Here is a 25,289-nt window from a genome sequence, read left to right as displayed (position 1 = left end):
TTTTTAAAGACCCATATTCTGCTGAGCCACCATTAAATACAACATGGGGATCGATAAAACGGTATTAATACGTGAAGTCAACATTGCAGTACGTGCAGATTTAGCTTTCGTGTCTGCATCAACAGTCACAATGCCGAGAGCCCGTTTTTGATTGGGCCAAATAATGAACCAAACGTTAAATGCCATGATGAGGGCAATCCACATGCCAAGACCAATTGCAAGGAAAGGCTGTTGCAAGGTAAAAGCTTGATGGGCATATCCATTCAGAATCGCCAGGATAATTCCGGTTAACACCGTAGCCATGGCGGCGAATCGAAACCAAAAGAGTGCGGTCGGAGCAATCACTTTGCCAATCGCTGGTTTTTGCTCATCCGGAATCTTAGGCATCGATGGAATTTGTACAAAATTAAAGTACCACAACAAACCAATCCACATCACGCCTGATATCACATGCAGGTAACGGAATACAAAAGAAATCCAACCTGGATTACCGATATTTGAGCTGCCGAATAGAATAATGATCAGCACCAAGAGCACAAAACCTGCTAGAACGGTGCGGCCAAGGGAGGTCAAGATTGATGCCATTTAATAGTCTCCTAAAGGAACAAACCCTGCAACTATATACCAAAGTCATGGCTTTTGCCTTGATCCTGATTGGTAGTGATTAAATCGGTATAAGATTTATAAATGAAGAGAGTTTTTATCCAAGAAGTGGTTACTCGTGACGGCTTTCAGGCAGAGCCGCGCTTTATTCCCACGGAAGACAAAATCCGCTTAATTAATCGCTTAAGTCATGCTGGCTATGCCAAGATTGAGGTGACTTCTTTTACAAGCCCCAAAGCCATTCCAATGCTCGCTGATGCAGAAGCAGTAATGCGTGGCATTGATCGTGTTCCAGGGGTCGAGTACACGGTCTTAATTCCAAACCTACGTGGTGCTGAGCGCGCCCTTGCAGTTGGCGTTGATGAATTCAATCTCGTGATGTCGGTCAGCGAGACCCACAATCAGTCCAATCTACGAATGTCCCGTGCTGATTCAGCTAAAGCTCTTGGTGAAGTCATTTCCTTGGCACATCAATCCAAGGTAGCCGTCAATATCTCCCTCTCAACCAGCTTTGGTTGTCCAATGAGTGGTATGACCCCAACGCATGAACTAATGCATTGGATTGATCACTTTGTTGATCAAGGTGTGCGGGGTATTAGCATTTGCGACACCACCGGTATGGCCAATCCTCGGCAAGTCACTGAAATTTGCGAGCAAGCGCAATCCAAGCATCCCAATACGCAGTGGACCTTGCATTTTCATAATACGCGTGGCATGGGCTTAGCCAATGCTTTAGCTGCTGTTCAGGCCGGGATTGTGCGCTTTGATTCGTCCTTGGGCGGTTTGGGTGGCTGCCCTTATGCCCCAGGAGCTACCGGTAATATTTGTACCGAAGAACTGGTACACATGCTAGATCTAATGGGTTTTAAGACACACATGAACCTGGATTTATTACTCGAGTGCGCAGCAGACTTACGCACACTGGTTGATCGCCCCTTGCCAAGCCAAGTTCTGCTTGCAGGCAAGGTTGATCGACTCTACGACAAGATTTGTCAGAGCTAAATTACTTCTTGGCTACTTCTTCGCTCCGGCTTTTACTTTAGCTAAATACTCAGCAACACGGTGTTTAATGTCAGGCACCGATCCGGATTGCACCAGATCATAAAGATCGACCGCGCGAGTATCTCGCTTACACGCATGCAGTGCCATGGCTCGAGCATCCGCAGGAATCTCCAGAATGTGCTCAAGAACCTGTGCCTCATAGGCATGCCAATCGGTCGCCTCCAAGACGGCGGTCAGGATCCCAAAATCTTTAGCTTGATGCGCATCAATACGGCGCGGATTTCCAATCAACTGTTGCGCGCGATCAGGACCAACACACTCGGCTAATCGACGGGAACCCAAGATCAGACCAAAACGAGCCCCAGGAAACATCATACGCATATCTTCCGAACCCGCCCGATGACGACATGCCAAGAGCAAGTCCGCTCCCGCCCCAATCGTCTGTCCATGGGCTAATGCCATCGTGTCAAATGGCGCATGGGCAATGGCTTGAAGCATTTGCTCAATCCGCACAAAATGCAGGAGCAGATCGCCAGGGCTCGCATCATCAAAGTTTGAGAAATCAAATCCAGCACAGAAGCCCTGGCCCTCGCCTCGAATTATCAGCAAGCGGGTACCATCGGACTCCGCCTCCTTAGTGACAGCGAGTAGCTCAGATGCTAACTCGTAACTGATCGCATTGCGCTTCTCAGGACGATTGAGGGAGATTCGTTTAATGTGCCCCGAATGTTCTACGCGTATGGTGTTCATGTTCACTCCACGATCTCCGAATTATGCTCACCCAAGCGCGGTGGTCTGCGCTCGATGGGAGCCGTTGTGCCATTAAATTTAATGGGATTAATGACGGTTTTGGTTTGTTGGCCATTGGCCATCACCATGGGCTGCACCCAGCCCATCGCAAGGGTTTGAGGATCGTTTAATACGGCGGAATATTGATTGATTGGACAGCATGGCACACCTGCTTGGCTAAATTGTGCAATCCAATGAACAGCAGTGTCTTTTTGTAAGATTGCTTCGATTAACTCTTTGAGAACGATTTGATTTTTTGCCCGCAGTGCCGTGCTAGTAAAGCGCTCGTCTTGCAAAAGCTCAGGACTCTTCAAGATCTGACAAACGCTTTCCCATAGCGCTTGTGTACCGGCTGCCATTACCAGGTAGTCGTCTTTGGCCTTAAATGCTTGATATGGGGCGTTACGGGGATGGGCCGAACCTAATTTAACTGGATCTTTGCCAACCCCAAAATATTCCGAGGTTTGCAAGGCAGCAATTGCTAATGATGTACCCATCATCGGTACATCAATATGAACGCCCTTACCCGTTTGCGCCACGGCCCGCAATTGCGCACAGATACTCATGGCACCATACAAACCAGCCGTGAAATCGGCAACCGGTACGCCGCACTTCACAGGTGCTCCATCGGGCTCTCCGGTCACACTCATGATGCCGCTCATTGCCTGAATCGTGACATCAAAGCCACCTTCGTTGGCACGTGGTCCAGTTTGACCATAGGCCGAGATCGAGCAGTAAATCAGTTTTGGGTTAATGGCAAGGGCTGAATCAAAATCTAGGCCGAGGCGTTTCATGACGCCGGGGCGATTGTTCTCAATTAATACATCCGCGTTGGCAATTAAATTTTTAGCTTTTGCGTTATCATCGGGATTTTTTAAGTCCAAGGTAACAGAGCGTTTATTGCGATTTAAGGAAGCAAAGTTCTCGCTTAAGCGATCATTCTCAGGGCCGGTATGGGGAGGCCACGCGCGGAGTGTATCTCCTGCGCCGGGGTTTTCTAATTTAATGACATCGGCACCAAGATCGGCGAGTAACAAAGCACAAAATGGTCCAGCAGCAACGTTACAAATTTCGAGAACGCGAATTCCAGCAAGCGGCTTTAAGGCAGAGAGATCAGCGGTGTTCATGGGCACTCTTTAAAAGGAATACCCTATTCTAACGACCTCTTTAGTAATAGCTCAGTGGTTGCGTCTTGCCCTTAAAGATGCGGTATGAGAACAAGGTATAAGCCAAGATGGTTGGTAACACCACGATAGCTCCCCAGAAGATAACCCAAAGGGATTGAGTGGATGCCGCCGCTTGCCACACGGTCATGCGATCGACAATCAAATAGGGAAATAAACTGTAAGCAATACCAAAAAACGATAACCAAAAGATCGCAACCGTCGCTGTGAACGGCAACCACTCCCGCTGACTTGGGTTAGCTTTGAGTTGATGCAGTGCGCGATCCGTGATTAGAAATAAGAACGCAGTCGCAATCGGAATCGGTGCCAACCAAAGAATGTTCGGATAACTAAACCAACGGCTCATAATTTCTGGACTGAAGTACGGTGTTGCTGCTGAGATCAGGGCAATACCTAATCCAGTTAACCATAAACTCGCCCGTGCCCACGAAATCGCGCGTAATTGCAAGGACCCTTCAGTTTTCATGATGAGCCACGTTGCGCCCAGCAAGGCATATCCTGCAGGCAAGCAAATTCCGACGAGTGCAGCAAAGACCCAACCCAATACCCCGGATTCATATCCAATAATGTGACGCCCAATCATTACGCCTTGCGATACCGCGGTTACTAAGCTACCAAAATAGAATAAGAAGTTCCAAAGCGGCTTTTGCGCTAAGTTCACTTTAGCGCGGAAATCAAATGACACGCCCCGCAGAATCAATCCAGCCAACATGATTGCCACAGGTAAATAAAGCTCAGTGAGGACAATACCGTGTGCAAAGGGAAAGGCAACTAGCAAAATACCAACACCAAGTACCAGCCAGGTCTCATTCGCATCCCAAAAAGGTCCGATCGAAGAGATCATCACATCTTTGTCGGCATCTCCAGCACGTTTAAGCAAAATACCAACCCCGAGATCGTAGCCATCCAACACTACATACGACAACATGGCAAAGCCCATCGCCCCCAAGAAAAACAGGGGAAGCCATACGGAGGCTTGCGACCAGTCTGATGGGATCATTTAGGTTTGCAAGGAGGTTGATGGGGGTTGCATGGGAACTGTCACTCCTGCCTCAGTGCTCTTTTTGTCTGCTTGCCTTGCCATGTAGAAGATTGCCCAAATGTAAGCAATGATTAAGGTGACGTAAAGGAAGAGATACATCATCAAACTACTAAAGACCATACCGCCGGGTAACTTAGTGGCCGCTTGCGCTGTAGTGAGCACACCGTGTACTAAATACGGCTGACGTCCAATTTCAGTTACATACCAACCAGCAACGACTGCTATCCAACCTGAGAAAGTCATCCAGACAAAAGCGCGAGCTAACCAATTTGGCAAATCTTGACCATGCCGCATCCGCCACCACCCATACCAAGATAAAGCCAACATCAGCATTCCAATTCCAACCATGATGCGAAAGGCAAAGAAAACCGGTTTGACTGGTGGTGTCTTATCAAAATCTTTTAGGCCCTTAACCTCACCGTTCCAATCGTGGGTTAAATAAAACGAAGCGAGCTTCGGAATCGCAATCTCAAACTTATTGGATTGGGTTTTTTCATCGGGGATGGCAAATAAAACAGCAGGAACGCCATTACCAGTCTCCCAAATTCCTTCCATTGCTGCTAACTTAGCCGGTTGATGCTTGAGAGTATTGAGTCCGTGCATATCCCCCAAGAAAATCTGGATGGGAGTCACAATTGCGGCTGCTACGATGCCGAACTTAAGAATGGCCTTATTGGCTTGAGTACGGCTGCCTTGCAGATAACGATAGGCTGATAAACCGGCCAGTAAGAAAAAAACCGTTAGGAATGAGGCGGTCATCATGTGTGCAAACCGATATGGCATCGATGGGTTAAACACGATTTCCATCCAACTCACCGCATGGGCCTGACCATCGATCATCTCAAAGCCTTGTGGGGTTTGCATCCAAGAATTGAGCACGATAATCCAGAATGCCGATAAGGTGGTACCAAAGGCTACTAAGAAGGTTGCTAGGGTATGAACGCGCGGCGAAACACGCTTTGCACCAAATAACATGATGCCAAGAAACGTGGCCTCAAGAAAGAAAGCGGTGAGTACTTCATACGCAAGCAGTGGTCCAGCAATATTACCGACGGTCTCCATATAGCCTGGCCAATTGGTGCCAAACTGAAAACTCATCGTGATGCCACTGACAACCCCTAAAGCGAAGGTGAGTGCAAATACCTTGACCCAAAATTGATACGCCTCTTGCCAATAGACTTCACCAGTGCGATTGAACTTAATCTTGAAATAAAACAGAACCCAGCCTAAAGCAATCGTGATGGTTGGAAATAAGATATGAAAGGTGATGTTGGCGGCAAACTGGATCCGGCTCAACATAATGGGGTCAAACATGACAATCCCCTTGCATTTAATGAATGGAATTGTCTAATTTTAAGGGTCTTCGCTAATATTTGCTTGCTGGAGAAATGATCAAAGTGTTCATATAATGGTCATATGACAAACCCTGCTGCAACCGATCAAATCGCCCCGCTACGGCACTTTGTGGCTCAAATGACCCAATTGGTCAGTCAGAGCCAAGCCGAGGAAATTGTGCGGCCTAAAGCCAAGGCCTTATTACAAGATTTGATCAAGACCGATGGTTGGTTGCCGGATTTTTGTACGGTTCCCCACCCCCAGTATTACCAGCAGTATTTATTACATGCTGATCCGCTCGAGCGCTTCTCGGTTGTGAGTTTTGTTTGGGGGCCAGGCCAGGCCACTCCAATTCATGATCATATGGTTTGGGGGCTCATCGGTATGCTGCGAGGTTCAGAAAAAGGGCAGCGTTATGCCCGTAATGCTGCCGGTCAACTAGAGCCCATTGGTCAAGAAGAAACTTTATTGCCTGGTGACGTGGATGAGGTTAGCCCAACCATCGGGGATATTCATATTGTGAAGAATGCCTTTGACGATCAGCCCTCGATTAGCATTCATGTCTATGGCGGCAACATTGGGGCCGTGAAACGCCATGTCTACGACCCACAAACTGGATCCGTCAAAAACTTTGTCTCAGGCTATTCCTCACCGCAAATCCCCAATCTTTGGGATCGCTCTGCTCAAATTCGTGCCGAACTAAATTAGTGCAACTTCACGTGGGGCTCGGTGCGACGTGTAATCATGCGCGCTAAGGTATCAAGACTCACCTTTGCCCAACCATGCAATGCCAGCTCATGCATTTTGTACAAGGATAAATACATCAGTTTGGCAAAAACACCTTCAATCATCAGGCTGCCACCAATAAGGCCGCCCATCATATTGCCAATGGTGCTGTACTTTCCAAGTGAGACTAACGAACCAAAATCGCGGTAGTGATAGGGCTTTAGGGGCTTATTTTCTAGGCGTAACTGAATTTGTTTGAATAAATGAGAAGCTTGTTGATGCGCTGCCTGTGCACGGGGTGGCACAAAGCCACCCTGCCCTTCGTTTGCTTCTGGCCAAGGGCAAGCTGCACAATCACCCATGGCGAAGATGTCAGGATCACGCGTAGTTTGAAGCGTAGGCAGCACCACGAGTTGATTAATCCGGTTTGTTTCTAAACCGCCAATATCTTTCAAGAAATCAGGTGCCTTGACCCCGGCTGCCCAAACAATTAACTCTGCAGGCAAGCTCGTGTTATCACTAAATTGCACCTCTTTCGGAAACACCCGCGCCACTTTCTTATTCGTAATCACCTCAACACCCATTTTTTGCAGTAAGGCTTCCGTTGCAGTGGATAGACGTGCTGGAAGTGCTGGCAAGATTCGGGGGGCGGCTTCAATCACACTGACCTTCAAATCTTTATTGGGGTCTACGCGATCAAGCCCGTAGGAGACAACTTCGCGGGTAGTGCGATGCAGTTCGGCAGCGAGCTCAACGCCAGTTGCCCCTGCGCCAATAATGGCTACATGCAGTTGATCGGGTGAGAGAGGATTACTTTGTGCCTGCGCCCGAATAATTGCATTGAGCATTTGATGATGAAAGTTTTTTGCATCATCTTGAGACTCTAAGCGCAAGGCATACTCTTCAACGCCAGGGGTCGCAAAATCATTGCTGAGGCTGCCAATACTCATGACAAGAATGTCGTAAGGAATTGAACGTTGCGGAGTAATTTCAGTACCAAGGTGATCCCGATACGGTGCAACAATGACCTCTTTGCGTTCACGATCCAAACCAATCATTTCGCCAATGCGATAGGTAAAGTGATGCCAGTGCGCTTGAGCAATGTAGTCCACTTCATGGTCACCGAGATCCATACTGCCCGCTGCAATCTCGTGCAGCTTAGGTTTCCAAATATGGGTACGATTTTTATCAATCAGCGTAACGGATAGCTTTCCCGGTTTTCCTTTGCGAGAGCCATAACGATCCCCCAAACGAGTAGCCAGTTCCAGCCCACCTGCTCCACCACCCACGATGACAATTCGATGCATTACGAAATTCTTCTTATTCTGATTTGGCTCGTGATTTATTGCGCTGTCCAACCGCCGTCCATGTTCCAAGCTGCGCCACGGACTTCCGATGCATCCGGTCCGCACAAAAATACTGCCAGTGCAGCCAGTTGCTCCGGCTTTACAAACTCGCCCGAGGGTTGCTTCTCGGAGACCAGCGCTAATTTGGCTGCATCATTAGAAATCGTCTCGCGCTGTGCACGTGCATCGACTTGCTTTTGTACCAAGGGGGTTAACACCCAGCCTGGGCAAATTGCATTACAAGTCACTCCGGTACGGGCGGTCTCTAGTGCAACCACCTTCGTTAAGCCGATGATGCCGTGCTTGGCAGCGACATACGCTGCTTTTTGTATCGAGGCCACAAGTCCATGAACGGAAGCAATATTAATAATGCGGCCCCAATTGCGTTTTTTCATTCCAGGAAGCGCCATGCGCGTTGCATGAAATGCCGAACTCAGGTTAATTGCAATCACCGCATCCCAGCGCTCTACAGGAAAATCTTCCACGCTCGCAACATGCTGAATCCCAGCATTATTAATGAGCACATCAATTGCTCCAAAACGTTTTTCGGTAGCAGCAATCATCTGCGCGATCTCATCGGGCTTACTCATATCAGCACCGTGATAATCGACCTCTACTCCATAAGCCTTAACCTCGGCGATCGCTGCATCCTTCTCGCCAAACCCATTCATCATCACATTAGCACCTTGAGCGGCCATGGCTTTGGCCATCGCTAGACCAATACCACTCGTTGAGCCCGTGACTAAAGCGGTTTTACCTTTTAGAACCATCCTGACAACCCTCGTATAAAGCAATAAAACAATTATCTTCTCATAGACCCACTAAGCGTCCCAATTCTTGCCAAAAGGACTTTGGTATCGAAGTCAGCAACCATGTCAGAGTGATGTACCGCAGTAGCTTACCAATCGCCATGTAAATCAGGCAGGGCAGCCATTTCAGTCGAAGCCAACCTGCAACCAAACACAAAGGGTCGCCAATGATTGGCAACCACGAAAGCAACAGCATCGGTGGCCCTCGTTTTTCAAGCCACGCTTGTGCGCGTGAATGGGTTTCGCCCCGCAATGACTCATAGGTATTACGGGCAAGTAATCCCAAACCCCAATTAATCATCCCGCCCAAGGTATTGCCTAAGGTAGCAACTCCAATCGCCAACCAATAATCATCCGGATTTAAGCTGACATAAGCAAACAAAACGGGCTCTGAACCCATCGGGATTAGCGTAGCGGATACCGCTGCCACAATAAAGATTGCTGGTAAGCCCACGGTAGGCATACCAAACCAATCCATTACCGAATGAATAAAAGCTTCCATTACTGTAGGACGCCAGCGTCCTTCAAGGTCCGAATCTGCTCGACAGTAAATCCATGTTGTTTGAGAATGGATTCAGTATGCTCGCCAAGTGTTGGGGCACGATGCCGAATTTCCCCAGGATTTTGGGAGAGCTTCGGAATAATGCCTGGCATCTCCACCTTCAAACCCTCTGCACTTTCAATGGTTTTAATCACACCACGTGCGCGGTAGTGTGGATCCTCGGCAATATCTTTAGCGGTATAAATACGACCAGCTGGGACAGCAATACTCTGCAGGGCAGTCAGAATTTCTTCAAGCGTACGCTGACTCGTCCATTGCCCAATCGCCTCATCAATCATGTTCGCACGCTTAGCTCGCCCATCGTTGCGCGCTAGTTCGGGATCGTTACCTAAATCATCGCGACCCATCAGATCCATTAGACGTTTGAACAAAGAATCCCCATTGGCAGCAATTAATACGTATTGGCCATCGCTGCATGGATAGGCGTTTGATGGTGCAATACCAGGCAAAGCTCCGCCAGCGGGTTGACGGATTGCTCCGAAGACGTGGTACTCCGGTAAAAGACTCTCGGTCAAATTAAAGACCGCTTCGTAGAGTGCCACATCGATCATTTGCCCTTGACCACCTCTGGCATCACGCTCATAAAGAGCGAGCAAAACACCCAGTGCGCCATGTAAACCAGCGATGGTGTCCCCAAGCGATAAGCCCGCGCGAGCAGGCACTTGTCCAGGATGCCCGGTTAAATACCGCAATCCAGCGGTTGCTTCTGCAATGGCCGCAAAGCCAGGCTCATCCCGACGCGGTCCATCTTGGCCATAGCCAGAAACGCGCAACATAATCAATTTCGGATTAAGCGCATGCAACGCATCCCAACCCATGCCCCATTTCTCCATCGTTCCAGGTCGAAAGTTTTCGATCAGAACATCAGCGTCTTGGGCTAAACGTCGCACAATATCCTGGCCCTCGGGTTGGCGTAAATCAATGCAAATGGATTGCTTGTTCCGCGACTGAGCCTGCCACCAGACAGAAGTACCCTCATGCAGCATGCGCCACTTACGCAAGGGATCCCCATCTTGGGGTGACTCGACTTTAATAATCTCTGCCCCAAAGTCTGCTAGTGTCTTGGCTGCAAAGGGGCCCGCAATCAATTGGCCAAGCTCTAGAACACGAATACCGGAGAGAATTTGTTGCATGTCAATCAGCCCCATCAATCAAGAAAGTATCTAGATTAAACTACAAGATTACAGATCCTGAGTTGGAGAATCTCAATGAAACAATGGTTGCTTGGCCTTACGCTGCTCAGTTTTTTCCACAGCTCATTGGCTTGCACAGCAGTCAATATTCAGGCTAAAGATGGCACGGTGATTGCCGGTCGAACCATGGAATGGGCCTTTGATATGAAATGGACTATCAATAGCATTCCCCAGGGAACTAAATTTCGCACCACGGCCCCTGAGAATCTTAAGTTGCCTCCAATTCAGTTCATTACCAAATATGCCGTAGTAGGAATCTCCCCAGGAATCTTGCCAGGTGCACCGGCTCTTCTCGAAGGACAAAACAGCGCGGGCTTAGGCATGAGTGGTAACTTCTTGCCAGGCTTTACGGAGTACCAAACCGTTACCGCAAAAGATTTGGATTACGTCTCGATTCTGGATTTTGGGACGCTTGCTTTAGGTCTGTTTGCCAATGTTGCCGAATTACGCAAAGACTTGCCCCGTTACAAGGTTTGGTATGACTCAAGCCTACAAGCAGGACCTACACCGCCTTGGTTGCATTTTGTGTTTACCGATCGCACTGGTGCCAGCATTGTGGTGGAATTTGTGAAGGGTCAAATGCGCATTCATGACAATGTGGCGCAGGTATTAACCAACTCACCCACCTACGATTGGCATCTTCTCAATGCAAGAAACTATCTAAACCTTACTAACTTTGCTCGAAGCTCAGTAACGGTGAATGGGCAAAACGTCACAGAGCTTGGTCAAGGTGGTGGCCTCATGGGTTTGCCAGCCGATTACACTCCGCCCTCCCGATTTATTCGGGCGGCGTATTTACGCCAACTTGCAACTGCCCCGAACAATCGGGCTGAGGGTGTGCAACTCACCGGACATATTCTGAATAATGTCGATATCCCAATTGGTGTAGCTGCCACAAAAGATGGTGATAAGGTGATCTCCGATTACACCCAGTGGGTCAATATTAAAGATCTCAATAATCAGCAATGGCACATCTCAAACTATGCAAATCGCACCAACTATGTCACTTTAGACCTAAAAAAGATTTTTGATAGTAATAAGTCAGGCGCCTGGCCAGTCGATCAGCTCCCCTATCAAAGCATCGATATCACCAACAAAATCCTCAATTAATCATGCCACTCAGCATTCCAAAACCGGATCAATACCAAGAGATGCGCGAAGCGCTGCGTGACCTCTGCTCGCGTTATGACTCTGCGTATTGGCAAAAAATTGATCATGAACGTGGTTACCCTGAAGCGTTTGTGAAGGCGATGACCGATGCAGGATGGTTAGCTGCGTTAATTCCGGAGCAATATGGTGGTTCAGGACTGGGGCTTGCCGAAGCCTCCGTCATCATGGAAGAAATTAATCTCTCAGGAGGCAATGCTGGGTCTTGCCATGGACAGATGTACAACATGGGCACTTTGCTGCGCCATGGCTCAGACCAACAAAAGCAACTCTACCTCCCCAAAATCGCCTCCGGTGAATGGCGACTACAAAGCATGGCGGTCACCGAGCCCACTACCGGAACCGATACGACCAAATTGAAGACCACCGCGACTAAAAAAGGTGATCGCTACATCATTAATGGCCAGAAGGTTTGGATCTCACGTATTCAGCATTCGGATTTAATGATTTTGCTAGCGCGCACCACCCCCCTTGCGGAGGTTAAAAAGAAGTCTGAAGGAATGTCGATCTTTATCGTTAATCTCCATGAAGCGATTGGCAAAGGGATGGAAGTGCGCCCCATCGCGAATATGGTCAATCACGAAACCAATGAGGTTTTCTTTGATCAATTAGAAATCCCGGCAGAGAATTTAATTGGCGCCGAAGGTCAGGGCTTTAAGTACATTTTGGATGGCTTAAACGCCGAGCGAACGCTAATTGCTGCGGAGTGCATTGGTGATGCCTATTGGTTTATTGAGCGCGCGCGTCGCTACGCCACTGAGCGCGTGGTCTTTGATCGCCCCATTGGCATGAACCAAGGGATTCAGTTCCCGATTGCGGATAGCTACATTGAGACCGAGGCGGCGAACTTAATGCGCTTTAAGGCCTGTGAGTTATTTGATCGTCAAGAACCCTGTGGGGCTGAATCCAATATGGCCAAGTATTTAGCAGCGAAGGCATCCTGGGAAGCGGCCAACGTTTGCTTACAAACCCATGGAGGTTTTGGCTTTGCCTGCGAATACGATGTCGAACGCAAGTTCAGAGAGACCAGGCTCTACCAAGTCGCCCCAATCTCGACTAATCTGATCTACTCCTATGTGGCCGAGCACTTGCTTGGCTTACCGCGCTCTTTTTAGTCATGCGACCTTTGGACGGTATTACAGTCGTTGCTCTCGAGCACGTGATCGCAGCACCTTTTGCCACGCGTCAATTAGCCGATCTCGGTGCACGTGTTATTAAGATTGAGCGTCCCGGTGCAGGTGACTTTGCACGTAACTACGACCAACGTGCCAAGGGGATGTCTTCACACTTTACGTGGGTAAATCGCTCCAAAGAAAGTTTAACTCTCGATCTCAAACACGAATCTGCCCTAGAAATTCTGCGAAAACTCCTTGAGACGGCCGATGTGTTTGTCCAAAACCTCGCCCCCGGTGCAGCGGCTCGGATGGGTTTAACCCCTCAAACATTACAAACAAGCAATCCTCAATTAATTTATTGCAATCTCTCTGGCTACGGTGAGAATGGGCCGTATCGGGATAAAAAAGCCTATGACCTTCTAATTCAGAGTGAGGCAGGACTCTTATCCATTACTGGCACCCCTGAGACCCCCAGTAAGGTTGGTATTTCCATTGCGGATATTGCCGCGGGTATGTACACGTACACCAATATTTTGGCTGCCCTATTGCAGCGACAAAAGACGGGTAAGGGATCGGTCATTGATATTTCCATGCTAGAAGCACTTGGGGAGTGGATGGGCTATCCGATGTACTACAGCATGGATGGTGCCGCACCTCCCCCGCGCACTGGCGCATCCCACGCCACCATTTTTCCTTATGGCCCTTATTTGGCCGGTGATGGCAAAACGATTATGTTGGGCCTTCAGAATGAGCGGGAGTGGGCATTGTTTTGCGAGAAAGTACTTTTACAGCCCGAACTCGCGACCGATGTGCGCTTTGATAAAAACTTCAAGCGCAATGAGAACCGAGTGGAACTCAATGCGATTATCTTGAAGATCTTCTCTGCAATGACCAGCGAGCAGGTTTTAGCCAAACTCGAGGAGGCGCAGATTGCCAATGCCTCATTAAATGATATGCATCAGTTTTGGGATCACCCACAATTGCGTGCACGCGAACGTTGGCATTCGGTGGAATCACCGAATGGCCTCATCCCTGCCTTATTACCTCCAGGTATCAATACTGCCTATGAGTATCGGATGGACAAAATTCCGGGAGTCGGTGAACACACCGAGGCAATCCTAAAAGAGCTGGGGTATTCACAGGAACAGATCAGTCAGTTCAAGGAAAAAGGCAGCATTTAGCATATTGGTGCATTTTTGCACCTTTTTGGTGTATTCATTACCATTGTGTGATTGCAGCAATTTACTGCTGCCTCACAAATCCTTGATCCTTCAGGGGTTAATGATTGGCATGCTTCTTGCAGTAGCACCTATAGATATTTCTATAAGGAGCCAGCAATGAGTATTCATAAGCCATTTGATCCTGATCGTCCTCTATTTAGTAGCCGCTGTAGTTGCGGCATGCACGCATCAGCCGCAGAGCACGAGGCCGCTAAATTACAAAAGATCAATGAAGAGCAAGAAAGTGCTAATTTCATTGAGGCGAGTCTTGTCAAGGCACTATTTCCTCAAGAAGCTCGCCGGCGTGCATTTTTAAGAGCCGTAGGAACTGGCGGTGCAATGGGTGCCCTTTCGGGATTTCTTCCAGTAGGTGCGTTACAGGCCATGGCTCAAGAAAAAGCACCATTAGAAAAAAGGGATCTCAAGATTGGATTTATTGCGATCACCTGCGCCACACCACTCATCATGGCCGACCCTCTGGGTTTTTACAAAAAACAAGGATTAAATGTCACATTAAATAAGACTGCTGGTTGGGCATTAATTCGCGACAAAATGCTGAGCAAAGAGCATGATGCATCGCATTTTCTCTCGCCAATGCCAATCGCCATGTCGATGGGACTCGGCTCCGATCCGAGTCAAATGCGTGTTGCAACCATCCAAAACACTAACGGTCAAGCGATTACTTTAGCCAATAAACATAAAGACAAGCGCGATCCGAAGATGTGGAAAGGCATGAAGTTTGCTGTGCCCTTTGAATATTCCATGCACAACTTCTTACTTCGCTATTACGTAGCCCAGGCTGGACTTGATCCCGATAAAGATATCCAGATTCGAGTCACGCCACCACCTGAGATGGTTGCCAATTTACGCGCGGGCAATATTGATGGTTTCCTTGGGCCCGATCCATTTAATCAGCGTGCCGTATATGACGAAGTAGGATTTATTACCATTCTGACAAAAGATATTTGGGATGGTCATCCTTGCTGTGCATTTGGTACCTCTGAGGAGTTTATTCGGAAGAACCCCAATACCTTTGCGGCGTTGTATCGCGCCGTCATCAACGCATCCACAATGGCTCGCAACCCCGAAAACCGTCCATTGATTGCCAAAGTGATCTCTCCACAAAACTACCTCAATCAACCCGAAACAGTCGTTATGCAAGTATTGACTGGCAAGTTTGCTGATGGACTGGGTAACGTACAAAACGTACCAGATCGTATCGATTTCAATCCGATTCCTTGGTACTCGATGGCTACATGGATGCTCACCCAAATGCAACGGTGGGGATACGTCAAAGGTGATGTGAACTACAAGGATATTTCGGAGAAGGTATTCCTACTCACTGATGCGAGAAAGTACATGCAAGAAACGAATGCGCCGATTACTGCGCAAGCGAAGGCTAGTACTGGAAATCCAAAGTTCAAGATTATGGGTCGTGAATTTGATCCTGCTACTGCGGCTGCCTACAGCAAGTCGTTTGCGATCTCAAAAACATAGGATCAATGATGAACTCCATCAAGCTAAAAGGTGCCCTGCTGTCCGTCATTTTATTTTTAATGATGTTGGCAGTATGGCATCTAGCCACGGCTCCTAAGTCAGGTATGAATCAACCGGATCGGGTATCGACCACGACCGCATCTAGTGGAAATTCTGAATATGACCTACTAATGGGCAAGGGCAGCAAGGATGTAGCCCCTGCTCAGAAATCAGGATTTCCAACCTTAACGCAAATGGGGGAGACTTTTTACAAACAACTTTCTGATCCCTTTTATGACAAAGGTCCAAACGATAAAGGGATTGGGATTCAGCTGGCGTATTCATTAGCCCGCGTTAGTCTTGGTTTTTTATTAGCGCTTGTTGTGGCGTTGCCAGTTGGCTTTCTAATTGGCATGTCCCCACTACTCTCGGCGGCGCTTAATCCATTCATTCAGATATTAAAACCAATCTCACCCCTTGCCTGGATGCCAATCGCACTCTATACGATCAAGGATTCATCGATATCTGGTGTTTTTGTGATTTTCATCTGCTCAATCTGGCCGATGTTAATTAACACAGCCTTCGGAGTTGCCAGCGTTCGCAAGGAATTGCTCAATGTTGCCAAAACTCTTGAAGTCAATCCAATCCGCAAAGCATTTAAAGTGATTCTGCCGGCGGCAGCACCAACCATTCTCACAGGAATGCGAATTTCAATGGGAATTGCCTGGCTAGTGATTGTTGCTGCTGAAATGCTCGTTGGCGGGACTGGGATTGGCTATTTCCTATGGAACGAATGGAACAACCTAGCAATTTCAAGTGTGCTTTTTGCCATTGTGGTGATTGGTTTTGTGGGCATGCTCCTCGACATGTTGTTCGCCAAATTACAAAAGATGGTGACTTATGCAGACTAATATTGATTTTTTGAAGGTTGAAAACCTCTCCAAAACTTATGTCGCTGGATCTCCTCCTGTTTTTGAGAATGTGAATTTCGACATCCAACAAGGTGAATTTGTTTGCATCATTGGCCATTCGGGCTGTGGTAAGACGACTATTTTGAATGTATTAGCCGGCTTAGAAGAAGCAAGCTCAGGATATGCCTATATGTTGGGTCGAGAAATTAAAGGCCCCAGCCTAGAACGTGGTGTGGTGTTTCAAGGTCATGCGTTGATGCCATGGATGACTGTATTGCAAAACATTAATTTTGCAGTGAAATCGAAATACCCAGACTGGCCCAAAGCAAAAATTACTGCCCATTCCGAGAAATACATTGAATTAGTTGGCTTAGGTGCCGCAAAGCAAAAAAGGCCTTCTGAATTATCAGGCGGTATGAAACAACGCGTTGGCATTGCCCGTGCATTTGCCATCGAACCAAAAATGCTGTTATTGGATGAACCGTTTGGAGCGCTGGATGCCCTAACCCGTGGAGTCATTCAAGACGAGCTACTCAAGATTTGTGCATCAACCAAGCAAACCGTATTCATGATTACGCATGATGTGGACGAAGCGATTTTGCTATCCGACAAAATTATGCTCATGAGCAATGGTCCGAATGCTCGGATCGCCGAAATTGTTGAGAACACGCTTCCCAAAAATCGCGAGCGCGCTACCATGCACCACGATTCCATGTACTACCCAATGCGAAATCATCTCGTTGACTTCCTAGTACATCGCTCAAAATTGGTGCAGCAAAGCTCGCATGCCACTCAAAACCAAAATAATGTTCGGGATATTACCCAGCGCTTAAAGCCTCGACTTGTAAGACCAGGAAAAGAACAAATGGTTTCAAATCAATCAACTCAAATGAACTAAGGAGCATTCAAAAATGATGAATCGTGAAGTTGTCACTCAAAAAATTATTGAGGCCAAAGTTAAGAAGAAATTAAAGTGGGCCGATATTGCCAAATCGATTGGGGAATCCAAGGAATGGGTTACCGCAGGATGCTTAGGCCAAATGACTTTTACTAAGGCTCAAGCAGAAGCTGCTGGGAAATTATTTGATCTAACCGATGAAGAGATGGCGTGGTTACAAATTGTTCCATACAAAGGGTCGTTACCAACGGCTGTGCCAACTGACCCACTTATTTACCGCTGGTATGAAATTGTTAGTGTCTACGGCACAACCATCAAAGAATTAATTCATGAAGAATTTGGCGATGGCATTATGAGTGCAATTGATTTCTCGATGGATATTCAACGGGAACCCGATCCAAAAGGTGATCGTGTTCAGGTTGTCCTATCCGGAAAATACCTGGCTTATAAAACGTACTAATCCAAGTAAACCCTAGCCAGTCCTCATTGGCTAGGGTATTAAAGTAGGGGCGATACCAGGTGCGCAGTGTTCTCAAGCAGTCTACGCCACCGTGGTCGTCGTTCCCACCCGATCCGATTAATAATCTGTGAGCGTTTTAGATAGCTGGCCGTTAATTGTTTGAGTTGCGCACAGAAGGTTTGATCATAAACAATGAGGCTGATCTCAAAATTGAGTCTTAAGCTACGCTGATCAAAGTTCACCGATCCAAAAATAGCTATCCGCTCGTCTATCAAAAGGCTCTTGGTGTGCAGTAACCCACCCTTGAACTCAGCGATTTCCACTCCCGCTCCTAACAAAACACTGTAGAAGCTGCGACTACTCCATGCAACAAGTGTTGAATCATTTAAGCGTGGCACGATTAACTTGACCTTCACCCCTCGGTGAGCAGCAGCCATTAAGGCCTGAACCAAGCCCTCGTCGGGCACAAAGTACGGGGTGGTAATCACTAACTCTCGTCGTGCGTCTAATACGGCAGAGAGTAAGACTTGATAAAGGATGTCATCTCGATAAACTGGTCCCGATGAGAACTCCTGAGCCAAAGCGTTACCAGCTGGCTTCTTATTAAGACCATCGCGATCATGAAAATGCATCACTCGTGGGTTATCAACGCTCCAATCGTACGAAAAGGTGAGCTCGAACTGGGAAACAACGGGTCCCTGGATTCGGACCATCGCATCAACCCACTCCCCCACCCCAGAATCCTGTTTAAAGGTACGGGGATCAACCAAGTTCATACTTCCGGTCCATGCAATCTCGCCATCAATGATGAATATCTTGCGATGCAAACGCAGATCAGCACGCCGAAACTGAAAACGACCAAACTGAATCGGCAAGGCTTCAGTTACCTCGATCTTGGCGCTCGCAAAGCGATCAGGCCAAACAGATTTAAACCAGCTCGAACTTCCCAAAGAATCAAGCAAAACGCGGCACTTCACCCCACGCTTGGATGCGGCAATCAGGGCTTCGCCGACTCGATCGGCATCGCCTCCTAATGCCCAAATGTAAAACTCAAGATGAAGTGATTTTTGGGCACGATTAATCTCGTCAATAAAGTGCTGCAAGATCTCAAGCGAGTTGGTAAATAGTTCGATCTGGTTACCAGCCGCCACTGGCGTGCCGTTCTTAGCCTGCGCAAGTAGGCTAATCGCATGCGCATCAGGATGCAGGAGGCTTCGGTCAGGCTCATGTAGTTGGCGCATCGCCTTACTAATTTTGGCGTACTCCTTTTCCATCCGAATGATCTTGCTCGTTAGTGTTCGGCCAACGGGCCGCTCACCAATCGTCAAATAGAGAATCAGTCCAATAATTGGGAAGGAAACAATAATCAGTAACCACGAAACTGCCACACCCACTGGGCGTCGCACCCAAATGATTCGCAGGAAAAATAGGATTGCAATCACGACATGGAGGATCACAAACCACGGGACGTGATACCCAAAAATAGTGCCGGTGAACAGGTGCATCATGTTAGTGACCTAATTCTGCGTATATGGCCAAATGATCCGATAGTTTGGACCATTCGGTCAATACTTGCGCTTTATGAATCTTCAGACCGCGTACATAGATCCGATCCATCGCTAACATTGGCTTAGCACTTGGAAAAGTTTTAGCCGGTACGCCATACAAACTCTCAAACGCGTCCACAAAGCCTGCTTCGCTCATCGGCTCACTCGCTGAATTACGCCAGTCATTAAAATCGCCTGCAATGATGCTAGGTTCATGCTTCGATAGGGTCTCAATATGCTGCAAGATAGCGTCCACTTGGCGCTCTCGCCCACGTTGTAGCAAGGCAAGATGGACACAAAAACAATGGATTGGTAGGCCTTCTTTTAACTGAATGATGGAATGCAAAAGGCCACGGCGTTCAAACCGATAGGCTGAGATATCGTAATTATGTCCTTTGTGCAGTGGAAATTTAGAGAGGATGGCATTGCCATGATGACCATGTCGATACTCCGCATTTTTTCCATAATGCCAGTCCGCATAAAAGCCATCGGCCAGAAAATGAGTAATCTCATGCTTAGGCCAGGCAACTAACCGTTTCTGCCGACGTAAGTTCTCCTGTTGCAATTCTTGAATAAAAATTAAATCGGGATGCTGAGACCTCAAGCGCTGACGCAAACGATAGACGGTGGAGTCAATTTTCAGGGGGGACATCCCTTTATGCATATTAATCGTGATGACCCGTAAGCCTGAAGCAGGCTGGATCGCACTAGGATGAATGCTGTTGGCGTCGAATGCGCGCATGATAAATTTCAGTTTGAACGAGCTCTTCGCACTGCATGCATTTATTACAAATCGATGCCTCTTGGCGCAACTCCTCAATAGAGTTAATTGCATGAGTTGCCAAGTACTCTCGCAAATCTTCGTCCCATATTTGGTTACATAGACATATGACATCAGCCATAGCGTCAATGATACCGAATTACTTAGCTTTTAATTGCAGAAAAGCAATTGCCTCGGGAATAGTGGTAACAACGGTGATGTAGGAAAAATGACGCTCAATTAAAAAGCCGTCATCAAACTGCTGTTGAGCAAATTGAAGGAGTGAGTCATAAAAACCATTCAAGTTCACAATCAGAATTGGTTTGCTGTATGCCTTGACATGATTACCAGTCCACACCTCAAACAACTCTTCAATCGTGCCGATCCCGCCCGGAAGAACCACAAATACATCCGAGAGATCAATCATCATTTCTTTACGGGCAACCATACTTTCAACCACATAAAGCTCGGATAGATCTTGAATGACGGGTTCGGCCTCCGTAAGGAAGTTGGGAATAATCCCGATTACCGTTCCATGCGATGCGATTGCTCCTCGAGCGAGCTCGCCCATTAACCCTCCACCGCCGCCCCCAAAGACGAGTCGCCAGCCATGCTTGGCAATTTCGGAGCCCAACTGGCTGCTAGCATTCGACCAAGCCGGATTTAAACCGGGTCGAGATCCACAAAAGACACAAACAGTGATTGACATCACATCATTGTGCCACCGAGACTTGAATGACATTGATTGTTAGAATCCAATGGTCTTCTTAATGATTTTTGCTCATGAGCTCCACCTTTATTGATGCCTTTGCACTCTTAGCCCATCTTGATGCGGCTATCGTACGCATTGTCATCACCTCCTTACAGGTCAGCATCACAGCGTTGATACTGGGAACCCTAGTCGGGCTTCCCCTGGGAGCTTGGCTGGCTACTGAAGAGTTTGCAGGCAAGCGGGTTGCAATCGTCATCCTAAACAGCCTCATGGGCATTCCGACGGTGATTGTGGGTGTTTTGGTGTACTTGATTTTGTCAAGAAGCGGCCCCTTTGGGGAATGGGGCTGGTTATTTACGGTTAAAGGAATGATCGTAGCTCAGTTTTTTATCACCACCCCTTTAATCGCGGCGCTTAGCCGCCAATTGCTGGAGGATTCTTGGAAGATTCATCGCGATACCTTCATGGCCTTGCGCCTACCTTATTTTTCTCGTCTGAAATGGTTGATTTGGGATTGTCGTTTCTCATTAACAATCGCCATTCTGGCTGGCTTTGCCCGCGCGATTTCCGAGGTCGGGGCAGTAATGATCGTTGGCGGCAATATTGATCGAGTAACGCGTACGATGACCACTGCGATTGCTCTTGAAACGAGCAAGGGTGATCTTGCATTTGCATTATCTCTGGGCATCGTCCTACTTGGTATTGTGATATTGGCAAATATATTCATATTTGTCGTTCGACAGATTGCGGAGCGGCGGTATGGATAAATTACTGAATCTGCATAATGTTGGCGTCATCCGAGATGGGCGCACCATTTTGCAATCCGATGATCTCCATATTCCATTAAGAGGCATTACCGCCCTAGTTGGCCCTAATGGCGCTGGTAAAACAACCTTATTACGCCTAATCCATGGCTTGATTGAGCCCTCGATTGGTCAATGCGAGCGCCCCTTTGCGCCCCACGAAAGTGCGCTGGTATTTCATTACACACCAATGCTTAAGGCGACCGTGCGTGAGCACCTTACCTTATTGAGAGATACCGATCGAACCATTCGTGATGAGGCAATTGATGAGGTCCTGCAATCGGTTGGGATTGCCCATTTGGCCAATAATCCTGCACAACGTCTCTCCGCTGGAGAACGTCAAAAGCTGTGCTTTGCGCGCGCCCGCTTACAAAATCCAAAATTGGTCCTGCTTGATGAGCCAACCGCCAATCTAGACCCCAACGCAAGCGATGATGTTGAGCAGATGATTGCTCAATTAGCCAAGGATGGGAAAGCCGTTTTATTTGCCTCCCACAATATGGCTCAGGTCAAACGTTTAGCAACCCATCTAATCTTTATGCAAGACGGCAAAATCCTTGAAATAAGCTCGCCCGGGGTCTTCTTTAAAAACCCTCAGACCAAAGAGGGATCCCAGTTTCTTGCGCGAGAATTTATTGCACAATAACTGGATTATTCAATATTAGGAGACCCTATGCGACTTGTCAGCTCAAGTTTTCAAGATGGTGCGGTAATTCCTGGTCAGTATGCGTTTTGTATCCCCAATGATCGTGGGCATGTGTGTCTTGGATCAAATCACAATCCCCATTTGCGCTGGGACGATGTTCCCGCTGGTACACAATCATTCGCTTTGATTTGTCATGATCCCGATGTTCCCTCCAAACCCGATGATGTCAATCAAGAGGGTAAATCGGTTCCCGCCTCTCTACCTCGTATTGATTTCTTTCACTGGGTCATGGTCGATATCCCTAAAACGATTACTGAGATCCCAGCGAGTCACTATTCAACTGAAGTAGTCCCCCGTGGCAAACCCGGTCCTGGAACGCACCATGGAGCCCAGCACGGTATTAATGATTACACCGCATGGTTCTCAGGTGACGCTGAAATGAAGGGGAATTACTTTGGCTATGACGGCCCATGCCCCCCATGGAATGACAGTATCTGGCATCACTATATTTTCACGGTCTACGCCCTAAATACAGCATCGTTGGGCCTCGGTACCACCTTTGATGGCAAAACCGCTCTTGCGGCTCTACAACGTCATATTTTGGCTAGCGCTCAGATCACGGGTCGTTACACCCTTAATCCCGCTGTCAAATAAAAAAATCCCCAAGTAAGAACTTGGGGATTGCTTTGAAAAGTAACCTGGCTATTTTTTAGCAGGCGCCGCTGCAGGCGCTGGCGCAACTGCTGCTGTTGGAGGCGGTACAAATGGGGGTGGCGCTGCGCAAGGCGCTGGATCAGGCGTGCCAGCCGTTTTGTATTTCACCGCAACCGCATTAATCGATTGGCAAAGCTGAAAGTTTGCAACGGTTCCAGCATAGGCCGTTTTTGCCCGTGCCAGAGCAGCTGCTTCAGCTTGTTGAGGAGTTGGGGGTGGCAACGCAGCTAAGGCAAGCGATGAACCAAATAAACAAGCGATACTGACTAACCAACGTTTCATTGTGCTTATCCCTTTCCTAATTTTTTATACCAAAGTTCATGATGTTCTTTGGCCCAGGTCTCATCGCAATACCCTGTTTTCATGGCATCGATCGAACCTTGCATACCAATCGTACCAATGTAGATGTGTCCGAGTGCGAGTGCGGTCATCAAAATCGCTCCGACACCATGAATGATGTTTGCAATCTGCATCGTACCGCGCCAGTATTCGATTTGAATAAATGGCACGATCATATCGAGCACCCAACCGGATGCGGATACTGCTGAACCCAAAATCACCATTCCAACCCAAAACCAGAATTTCTCACCGAAATTGAAAAATCCTGCAGGAATATGTTTTCCTGAAATTAGGCCACCAAAACCCAAGGCCCAGTCAAGATCACCCTTCTCAGGGAGATTTCGGCGAACAAATAGAAGGAAGAACACCACAATACTGACAGTAAATGCGGGTCCAACAAAGTTATGCACATTCTTACAAACAAGTAAAAAGGCTCCAAAAAATGCTGGTCCCGTTAATGGCAATAAGAAATATTTGCCCCAAAGAATCATGATGCCTGTAAATGCCAGAGCAACGAAAGTAAAGGCCATCGTCCAATGGGTAATGCGCTCTAACAAAGTGAAGCGCTGAATTTTTCGACCTGACATTGGCTCATGTAGCTTGATGGTCCCTTTGAGGACGTACATCGCGACTACACCACAGAGCGCAAAGGTCAATAGCCAGGCTCCATAAACCGTAATTACGCCATTGCGAATTAAGCGCCATTCTTGACCAGTTTTCTGAATTAATACACCAGCCTCTTTATTCGGTATAGAAACATAGTTCACTGTTTCACTATTGACCGCTCTCCAAATCGGCGCATTGTTGCCCGGTTGATTATTTCCAGCCTCAATGGCAGCTTGCGAGGTCGCATTTGGGGCTCTACCAACATCCATGATGTTGACTGATTCCACTTTTTGCGGGGTTGGTGACTGTGCGGTTCCCTGCTGAGCAAAACTGAAAGAGCTGACGGCAAGGCTTGAAACCACAAGGATGGTTCGAAGCATAGAGCCAAACGATACATTCATTGGTTTATCCCCAAATTGTTTTAATTCTTATTTGATTCGGCTGTACTCGGATTGAAGCTGATTACGCTTCGTAATCTCGGCATTCCAGCTCGCTTGATCACCTGGCTTCCAACCTTTGGCCATAAACCCGTTATCGGCTCCCATGTAAGGTGCAATATCGGGTCGCTTGGATGCTGAGGTACCAACGGCTGCCTCGTTGCAACCTGCCACCAAAAGGGAGGCTGCAACAAGGGTGCCAGTCAGGGCTAATTTCATGATTTACCTCCAGCAGCTGGTTTAGCAGCAGGTGCGGGGGCATTCGGTTTACCGTAAGCGGTTGCCCAACCGAATACATCGGCGCCTGCATTCTTACCAGCAGCCATGCGCTTGACCACACGGGTACGGAATACATCGGCAATCACGTCACCATCACCACCAATCAGTGCTTTGGTTGAGCAAAGCTCTGCGCATAATGGCAACTTACCTTCGGCGAGGCGATTACGGCCATATTTCTCAAATTCAGCAACGCTACCGTTCTTCTCAGGACCGCCACTGCAGAAGGTGCACTTGTCCATCTTGCCACGTAAACCAAACACGCCGGAGCTTGGGAACTGAGGCGCTCCAAATGGGCAGGCATACGAGCAATAGCCGCAGCCAATGCAGGTGTCCTTGTTATGGAGAACCACGCCCTCATCGGTGCGATAGAAGCAATCCACTGGGCAGACTGCCATACACGGTGCGTCTGCACAGTGCATACAGGCCACCGAGATCGATTTCTCAGCACCAACGATACCGTCATTAATGGTCACAACCCGTCGGCGATTAACGCCCCAAGGTACCTCGTTCTCGTTCTTACACGCTGTTACGCAACCGTTGCATTCAATACACCGTTCTGCGTCGCAGATAAATTTCATTCTTGCCATAGTTGATCTCCTGACTTTGCG

Annotated in this window: 28 protein-coding genes; 12 read left to right on the top strand and 16 right to left on the bottom strand. The window is 47.9% G+C overall.

The window, feature by feature from the left end:
* Positions 1 to 3: 3 nt before the first annotated feature.
* The gene (locus QUE65_RS03545; protein WP_215371951.1) at positions 4 to 585 is read right to left on the bottom strand and encodes a urate hydroxylase PuuD; all 582 of its coding nucleotides are present in this window, start codon (positions 583 to 585) and stop codon (positions 4 to 6) included.
* Between the two features lie 102 nt (positions 586 to 687).
* Here QUE65_RS03545 and QUE65_RS03540 point away from each other — a divergent pair, with 102 nt between their 5' ends.
* Entirely contained in the window at positions 688 to 1,605 is a 918-nt protein-coding gene (locus QUE65_RS03540) for a hydroxymethylglutaryl-CoA lyase (protein WP_286281944.1), read from the top strand.
* A gap of 12 nt (positions 1,606 to 1,617) precedes the next feature.
* On the opposite strand, the gene QUE65_RS03535 is transcribed toward QUE65_RS03540, so the two are convergent.
* From QUE65_RS03535 to QUE65_RS03520, 4 genes are read right to left on the bottom strand one after another with little or no spacing between them, the layout of a single operon-like run.
* On the bottom strand, positions 1,618 to 2,355 hold the full coding sequence (locus QUE65_RS03535) for an enoyl-CoA hydratase/isomerase family protein (protein WP_286281942.1): 738 nt from the start codon (positions 2,353 to 2,355) through the stop codon (positions 1,618 to 1,620).
* A 2-nt stretch (positions 2,356 to 2,357) separates the two neighbouring features.
* Positions 2,358 to 3,521 (bottom strand): CaiB/BaiF CoA transferase family protein, encoded by a 1,164-nt coding sequence (locus QUE65_RS03530; RefSeq protein ID WP_286281940.1) that lies wholly within the window; start codon positions 3,519 to 3,521, stop codon positions 2,358 to 2,360.
* A gap of 40 nt (positions 3,522 to 3,561) precedes the next feature.
* A complete protein-coding gene (locus QUE65_RS03525; RefSeq protein ID WP_215371944.1) occupies positions 3,562 to 4,578 on the bottom strand; it encodes a cytochrome d ubiquinol oxidase subunit II in 1,017 nt (338 codons plus the stop codon).
* Entirely contained in the window at positions 4,579 to 5,934 is a 1,356-nt protein-coding gene (locus tag QUE65_RS03520) for a cytochrome ubiquinol oxidase subunit I (protein WP_286281938.1), read from the bottom strand.
* A 102-nt stretch (positions 5,935 to 6,036) separates the two neighbouring features.
* Between QUE65_RS03520 and QUE65_RS03515 the strand changes: the two genes are divergently transcribed.
* Positions 6,037 to 6,663 carry a cysteine dioxygenase family protein gene (locus tag QUE65_RS03515; RefSeq protein ID WP_458574768.1) on the top strand — a complete coding sequence of 209 codons (627 nt, stop codon included), beginning with the start codon at positions 6,037 to 6,039 and terminating at the stop codon, positions 6,661 to 6,663.
* Here QUE65_RS03515 and QUE65_RS03510 read toward each other — a convergent pair.
* From QUE65_RS03510 to QUE65_RS03495, 4 genes are read right to left on the bottom strand one after another with little or no spacing between them, the layout of a single operon-like run.
* Positions 6,660 to 7,988 carry an NAD(P)/FAD-dependent oxidoreductase gene (locus QUE65_RS03510; RefSeq protein WP_286281936.1) on the bottom strand — a complete coding sequence of 443 codons (1,329 nt, stop codon included), beginning with the start codon at positions 7,986 to 7,988 and terminating at the stop codon, positions 6,660 to 6,662. The genes QUE65_RS03515 and QUE65_RS03510 overlap by 4 nt on opposite strands.
* Before the next feature lie 35 nt (positions 7,989 to 8,023).
* Positions 8,024 to 8,797, bottom strand: coding sequence for a 3-hydroxybutyrate dehydrogenase (locus tag QUE65_RS03505; protein WP_286281934.1), 774 nt, complete (start codon positions 8,795 to 8,797; stop codon positions 8,024 to 8,026).
* 40 nt (positions 8,798 to 8,837) lie between these two features.
* A complete protein-coding gene (locus QUE65_RS03500) occupies positions 8,838 to 9,338 on the bottom strand; it encodes a YqaA family protein (protein WP_286281933.1) in 501 nt (166 codons plus the stop codon).
* A complete protein-coding gene (locus QUE65_RS03495) occupies positions 9,338 to 10,531 on the bottom strand; it encodes a CaiB/BaiF CoA transferase family protein (protein WP_286281932.1) in 1,194 nt (397 codons plus the stop codon). Before QUE65_RS03495 ends, QUE65_RS03500 begins: the two co-directional genes overlap by 1 nt.
* A gap of 75 nt (positions 10,532 to 10,606) precedes the next feature.
* Between QUE65_RS03495 and QUE65_RS03490 the strand changes: the two genes are divergently transcribed.
* From QUE65_RS03490 to cynS, 7 genes are all read left to right on the top strand, one after another.
* Positions 10,607 to 11,701, top strand: a complete 1,095-nt coding sequence (locus QUE65_RS03490) for a choloylglycine hydrolase family protein (protein WP_286281929.1) — start codon at positions 10,607 to 10,609, stop codon at positions 11,699 to 11,701.
* 2 nt (positions 11,702 to 11,703) lie between these two features.
* Complete coding sequence (locus QUE65_RS03485) at positions 11,704 to 12,873, top strand: acyl-CoA dehydrogenase family protein (protein WP_215371929.1); 1,170 nt, start codon at positions 11,704 to 11,706, stop codon at positions 12,871 to 12,873.
* A gap of 2 nt (positions 12,874 to 12,875) precedes the next feature.
* Entirely contained in the window at positions 12,876 to 14,054 is a 1,179-nt protein-coding gene (locus QUE65_RS03480) for a CaiB/BaiF CoA transferase family protein (RefSeq protein ID WP_286281924.1), read from the top strand.
* 156 nt (positions 14,055 to 14,210) lie between these two features.
* Entirely contained in the window at positions 14,211 to 15,590 is a 1,380-nt protein-coding gene (locus QUE65_RS03475; RefSeq protein ID WP_286281922.1) for a CmpA/NrtA family ABC transporter substrate-binding protein, read from the top strand.
* 5 nt (positions 15,591 to 15,595) lie between these two features.
* Positions 15,596 to 16,480: a nitrate ABC transporter permease gene (gene ntrB, locus QUE65_RS03470; RefSeq protein ID WP_286281921.1), complete on the top strand. Its 885-nt coding sequence runs from the start codon at positions 15,596 to 15,598 to the stop codon at positions 16,478 to 16,480.
* Positions 16,470 to 17,378 (top strand): ABC transporter ATP-binding protein, encoded by a 909-nt coding sequence (locus QUE65_RS03465; protein ID WP_286281919.1) that lies wholly within the window; start codon positions 16,470 to 16,472, stop codon positions 17,376 to 17,378. Before ntrB ends, QUE65_RS03465 begins: the two co-directional genes overlap by 11 nt.
* Before the next feature lie 16 nt (positions 17,379 to 17,394).
* Complete coding sequence (gene cynS, locus QUE65_RS03460) at positions 17,395 to 17,838, top strand: cyanase (RefSeq protein WP_215372525.1); 444 nt, start codon at positions 17,395 to 17,397, stop codon at positions 17,836 to 17,838.
* A gap of 38 nt (positions 17,839 to 17,876) precedes the next feature.
* On the opposite strand, the gene cls is transcribed toward cynS, so the two are convergent.
* The 3 genes from cls to QUE65_RS03445 all read right to left on the bottom strand — a co-directional run bounded on the left by cls (position 17,877) and on the right by QUE65_RS03445 (position 20,854).
* Positions 17,877 to 19,346 (bottom strand): cardiolipin synthase, encoded by a 1,470-nt coding sequence (gene cls / locus QUE65_RS03455; protein ID WP_286281917.1) that lies wholly within the window; start codon positions 19,344 to 19,346, stop codon positions 17,877 to 17,879.
* A gap of 1 nt (position 19,347) precedes the next feature.
* Positions 19,348 to 20,127: an endonuclease/exonuclease/phosphatase family protein gene (locus tag QUE65_RS03450; protein WP_286281915.1), complete on the bottom strand. Its 780-nt coding sequence runs from the start codon at positions 20,125 to 20,127 to the stop codon at positions 19,348 to 19,350.
* 178 nt (positions 20,128 to 20,305) lie between these two features.
* Complete coding sequence (locus QUE65_RS03445) at positions 20,306 to 20,854, bottom strand: LOG family protein (RefSeq protein WP_286281914.1); 549 nt, start codon at positions 20,852 to 20,854, stop codon at positions 20,306 to 20,308.
* Positions 20,855 to 20,928: 74 nt separating this feature from the next.
* Between QUE65_RS03445 and QUE65_RS03440 the strand changes: the two genes are divergently transcribed.
* The 3 genes from QUE65_RS03440 to QUE65_RS03430 are packed head-to-tail and all read left to right on the top strand — an operon-like array spanning position 20,929 to position 22,960.
* The gene (locus QUE65_RS03440) at positions 20,929 to 21,624 is read left to right on the top strand and encodes an ABC transporter permease (protein WP_286281912.1); all 696 of its coding nucleotides are present in this window, start codon (positions 20,929 to 20,931) and stop codon (positions 21,622 to 21,624) included.
* Entirely contained in the window at positions 21,617 to 22,306 is a 690-nt protein-coding gene (locus QUE65_RS03435; RefSeq protein ID WP_286281910.1) for an ATP-binding cassette domain-containing protein, read from the top strand. Before QUE65_RS03440 ends, QUE65_RS03435 begins: the two co-directional genes overlap by 8 nt.
* 27 nt (positions 22,307 to 22,333) lie before the next feature.
* Entirely contained in the window at positions 22,334 to 22,960 is a 627-nt protein-coding gene (locus QUE65_RS03430; RefSeq protein WP_286281908.1) for a YbhB/YbcL family Raf kinase inhibitor-like protein, read from the top strand.
* A 48-nt stretch (positions 22,961 to 23,008) separates the two neighbouring features.
* On the opposite strand, the gene QUE65_RS03425 is transcribed toward QUE65_RS03430, so the two are convergent.
* From QUE65_RS03425 to fdh3B, 4 genes are read right to left on the bottom strand one after another with little or no spacing between them, the layout of a single operon-like run.
* On the bottom strand, positions 23,009 to 23,302 hold the full coding sequence (locus tag QUE65_RS03425; protein ID WP_286281906.1) for a hypothetical protein: 294 nt from the start codon (positions 23,300 to 23,302) through the stop codon (positions 23,009 to 23,011).
* A 5-nt stretch (positions 23,303 to 23,307) separates the two neighbouring features.
* Complete coding sequence (locus QUE65_RS03420; protein WP_251371918.1) at positions 23,308 to 24,345, bottom strand: formate dehydrogenase subunit gamma; 1,038 nt, start codon at positions 24,343 to 24,345, stop codon at positions 23,308 to 23,310.
* Between the two features lie 48 nt (positions 24,346 to 24,393).
* Entirely contained in the window at positions 24,394 to 24,621 is a 228-nt protein-coding gene (locus QUE65_RS03415; protein ID WP_215371903.1) for a hypothetical protein, read from the bottom strand.
* The gene (gene fdh3B / locus QUE65_RS03410) at positions 24,618 to 25,268 is read right to left on the bottom strand and encodes a formate dehydrogenase FDH3 subunit beta (protein WP_286281904.1); all 651 of its coding nucleotides are present in this window, start codon (positions 25,266 to 25,268) and stop codon (positions 24,618 to 24,620) included. The genes QUE65_RS03415 and fdh3B overlap by 4 nt, the downstream gene beginning before the upstream one ends.
* Positions 25,269 to 25,289: the final 21 nt, after the last annotated feature.

Origin of the sequence: Polynucleobacter sp. HIN8, assembly GCF_030297615.1 — a bacterium.
GTDB lineage: Bacteria > Pseudomonadota > Gammaproteobacteria > Burkholderiales > Burkholderiaceae > Polynucleobacter.
This window is presented reverse-complemented; position numbering and strand designations above follow the sequence as displayed.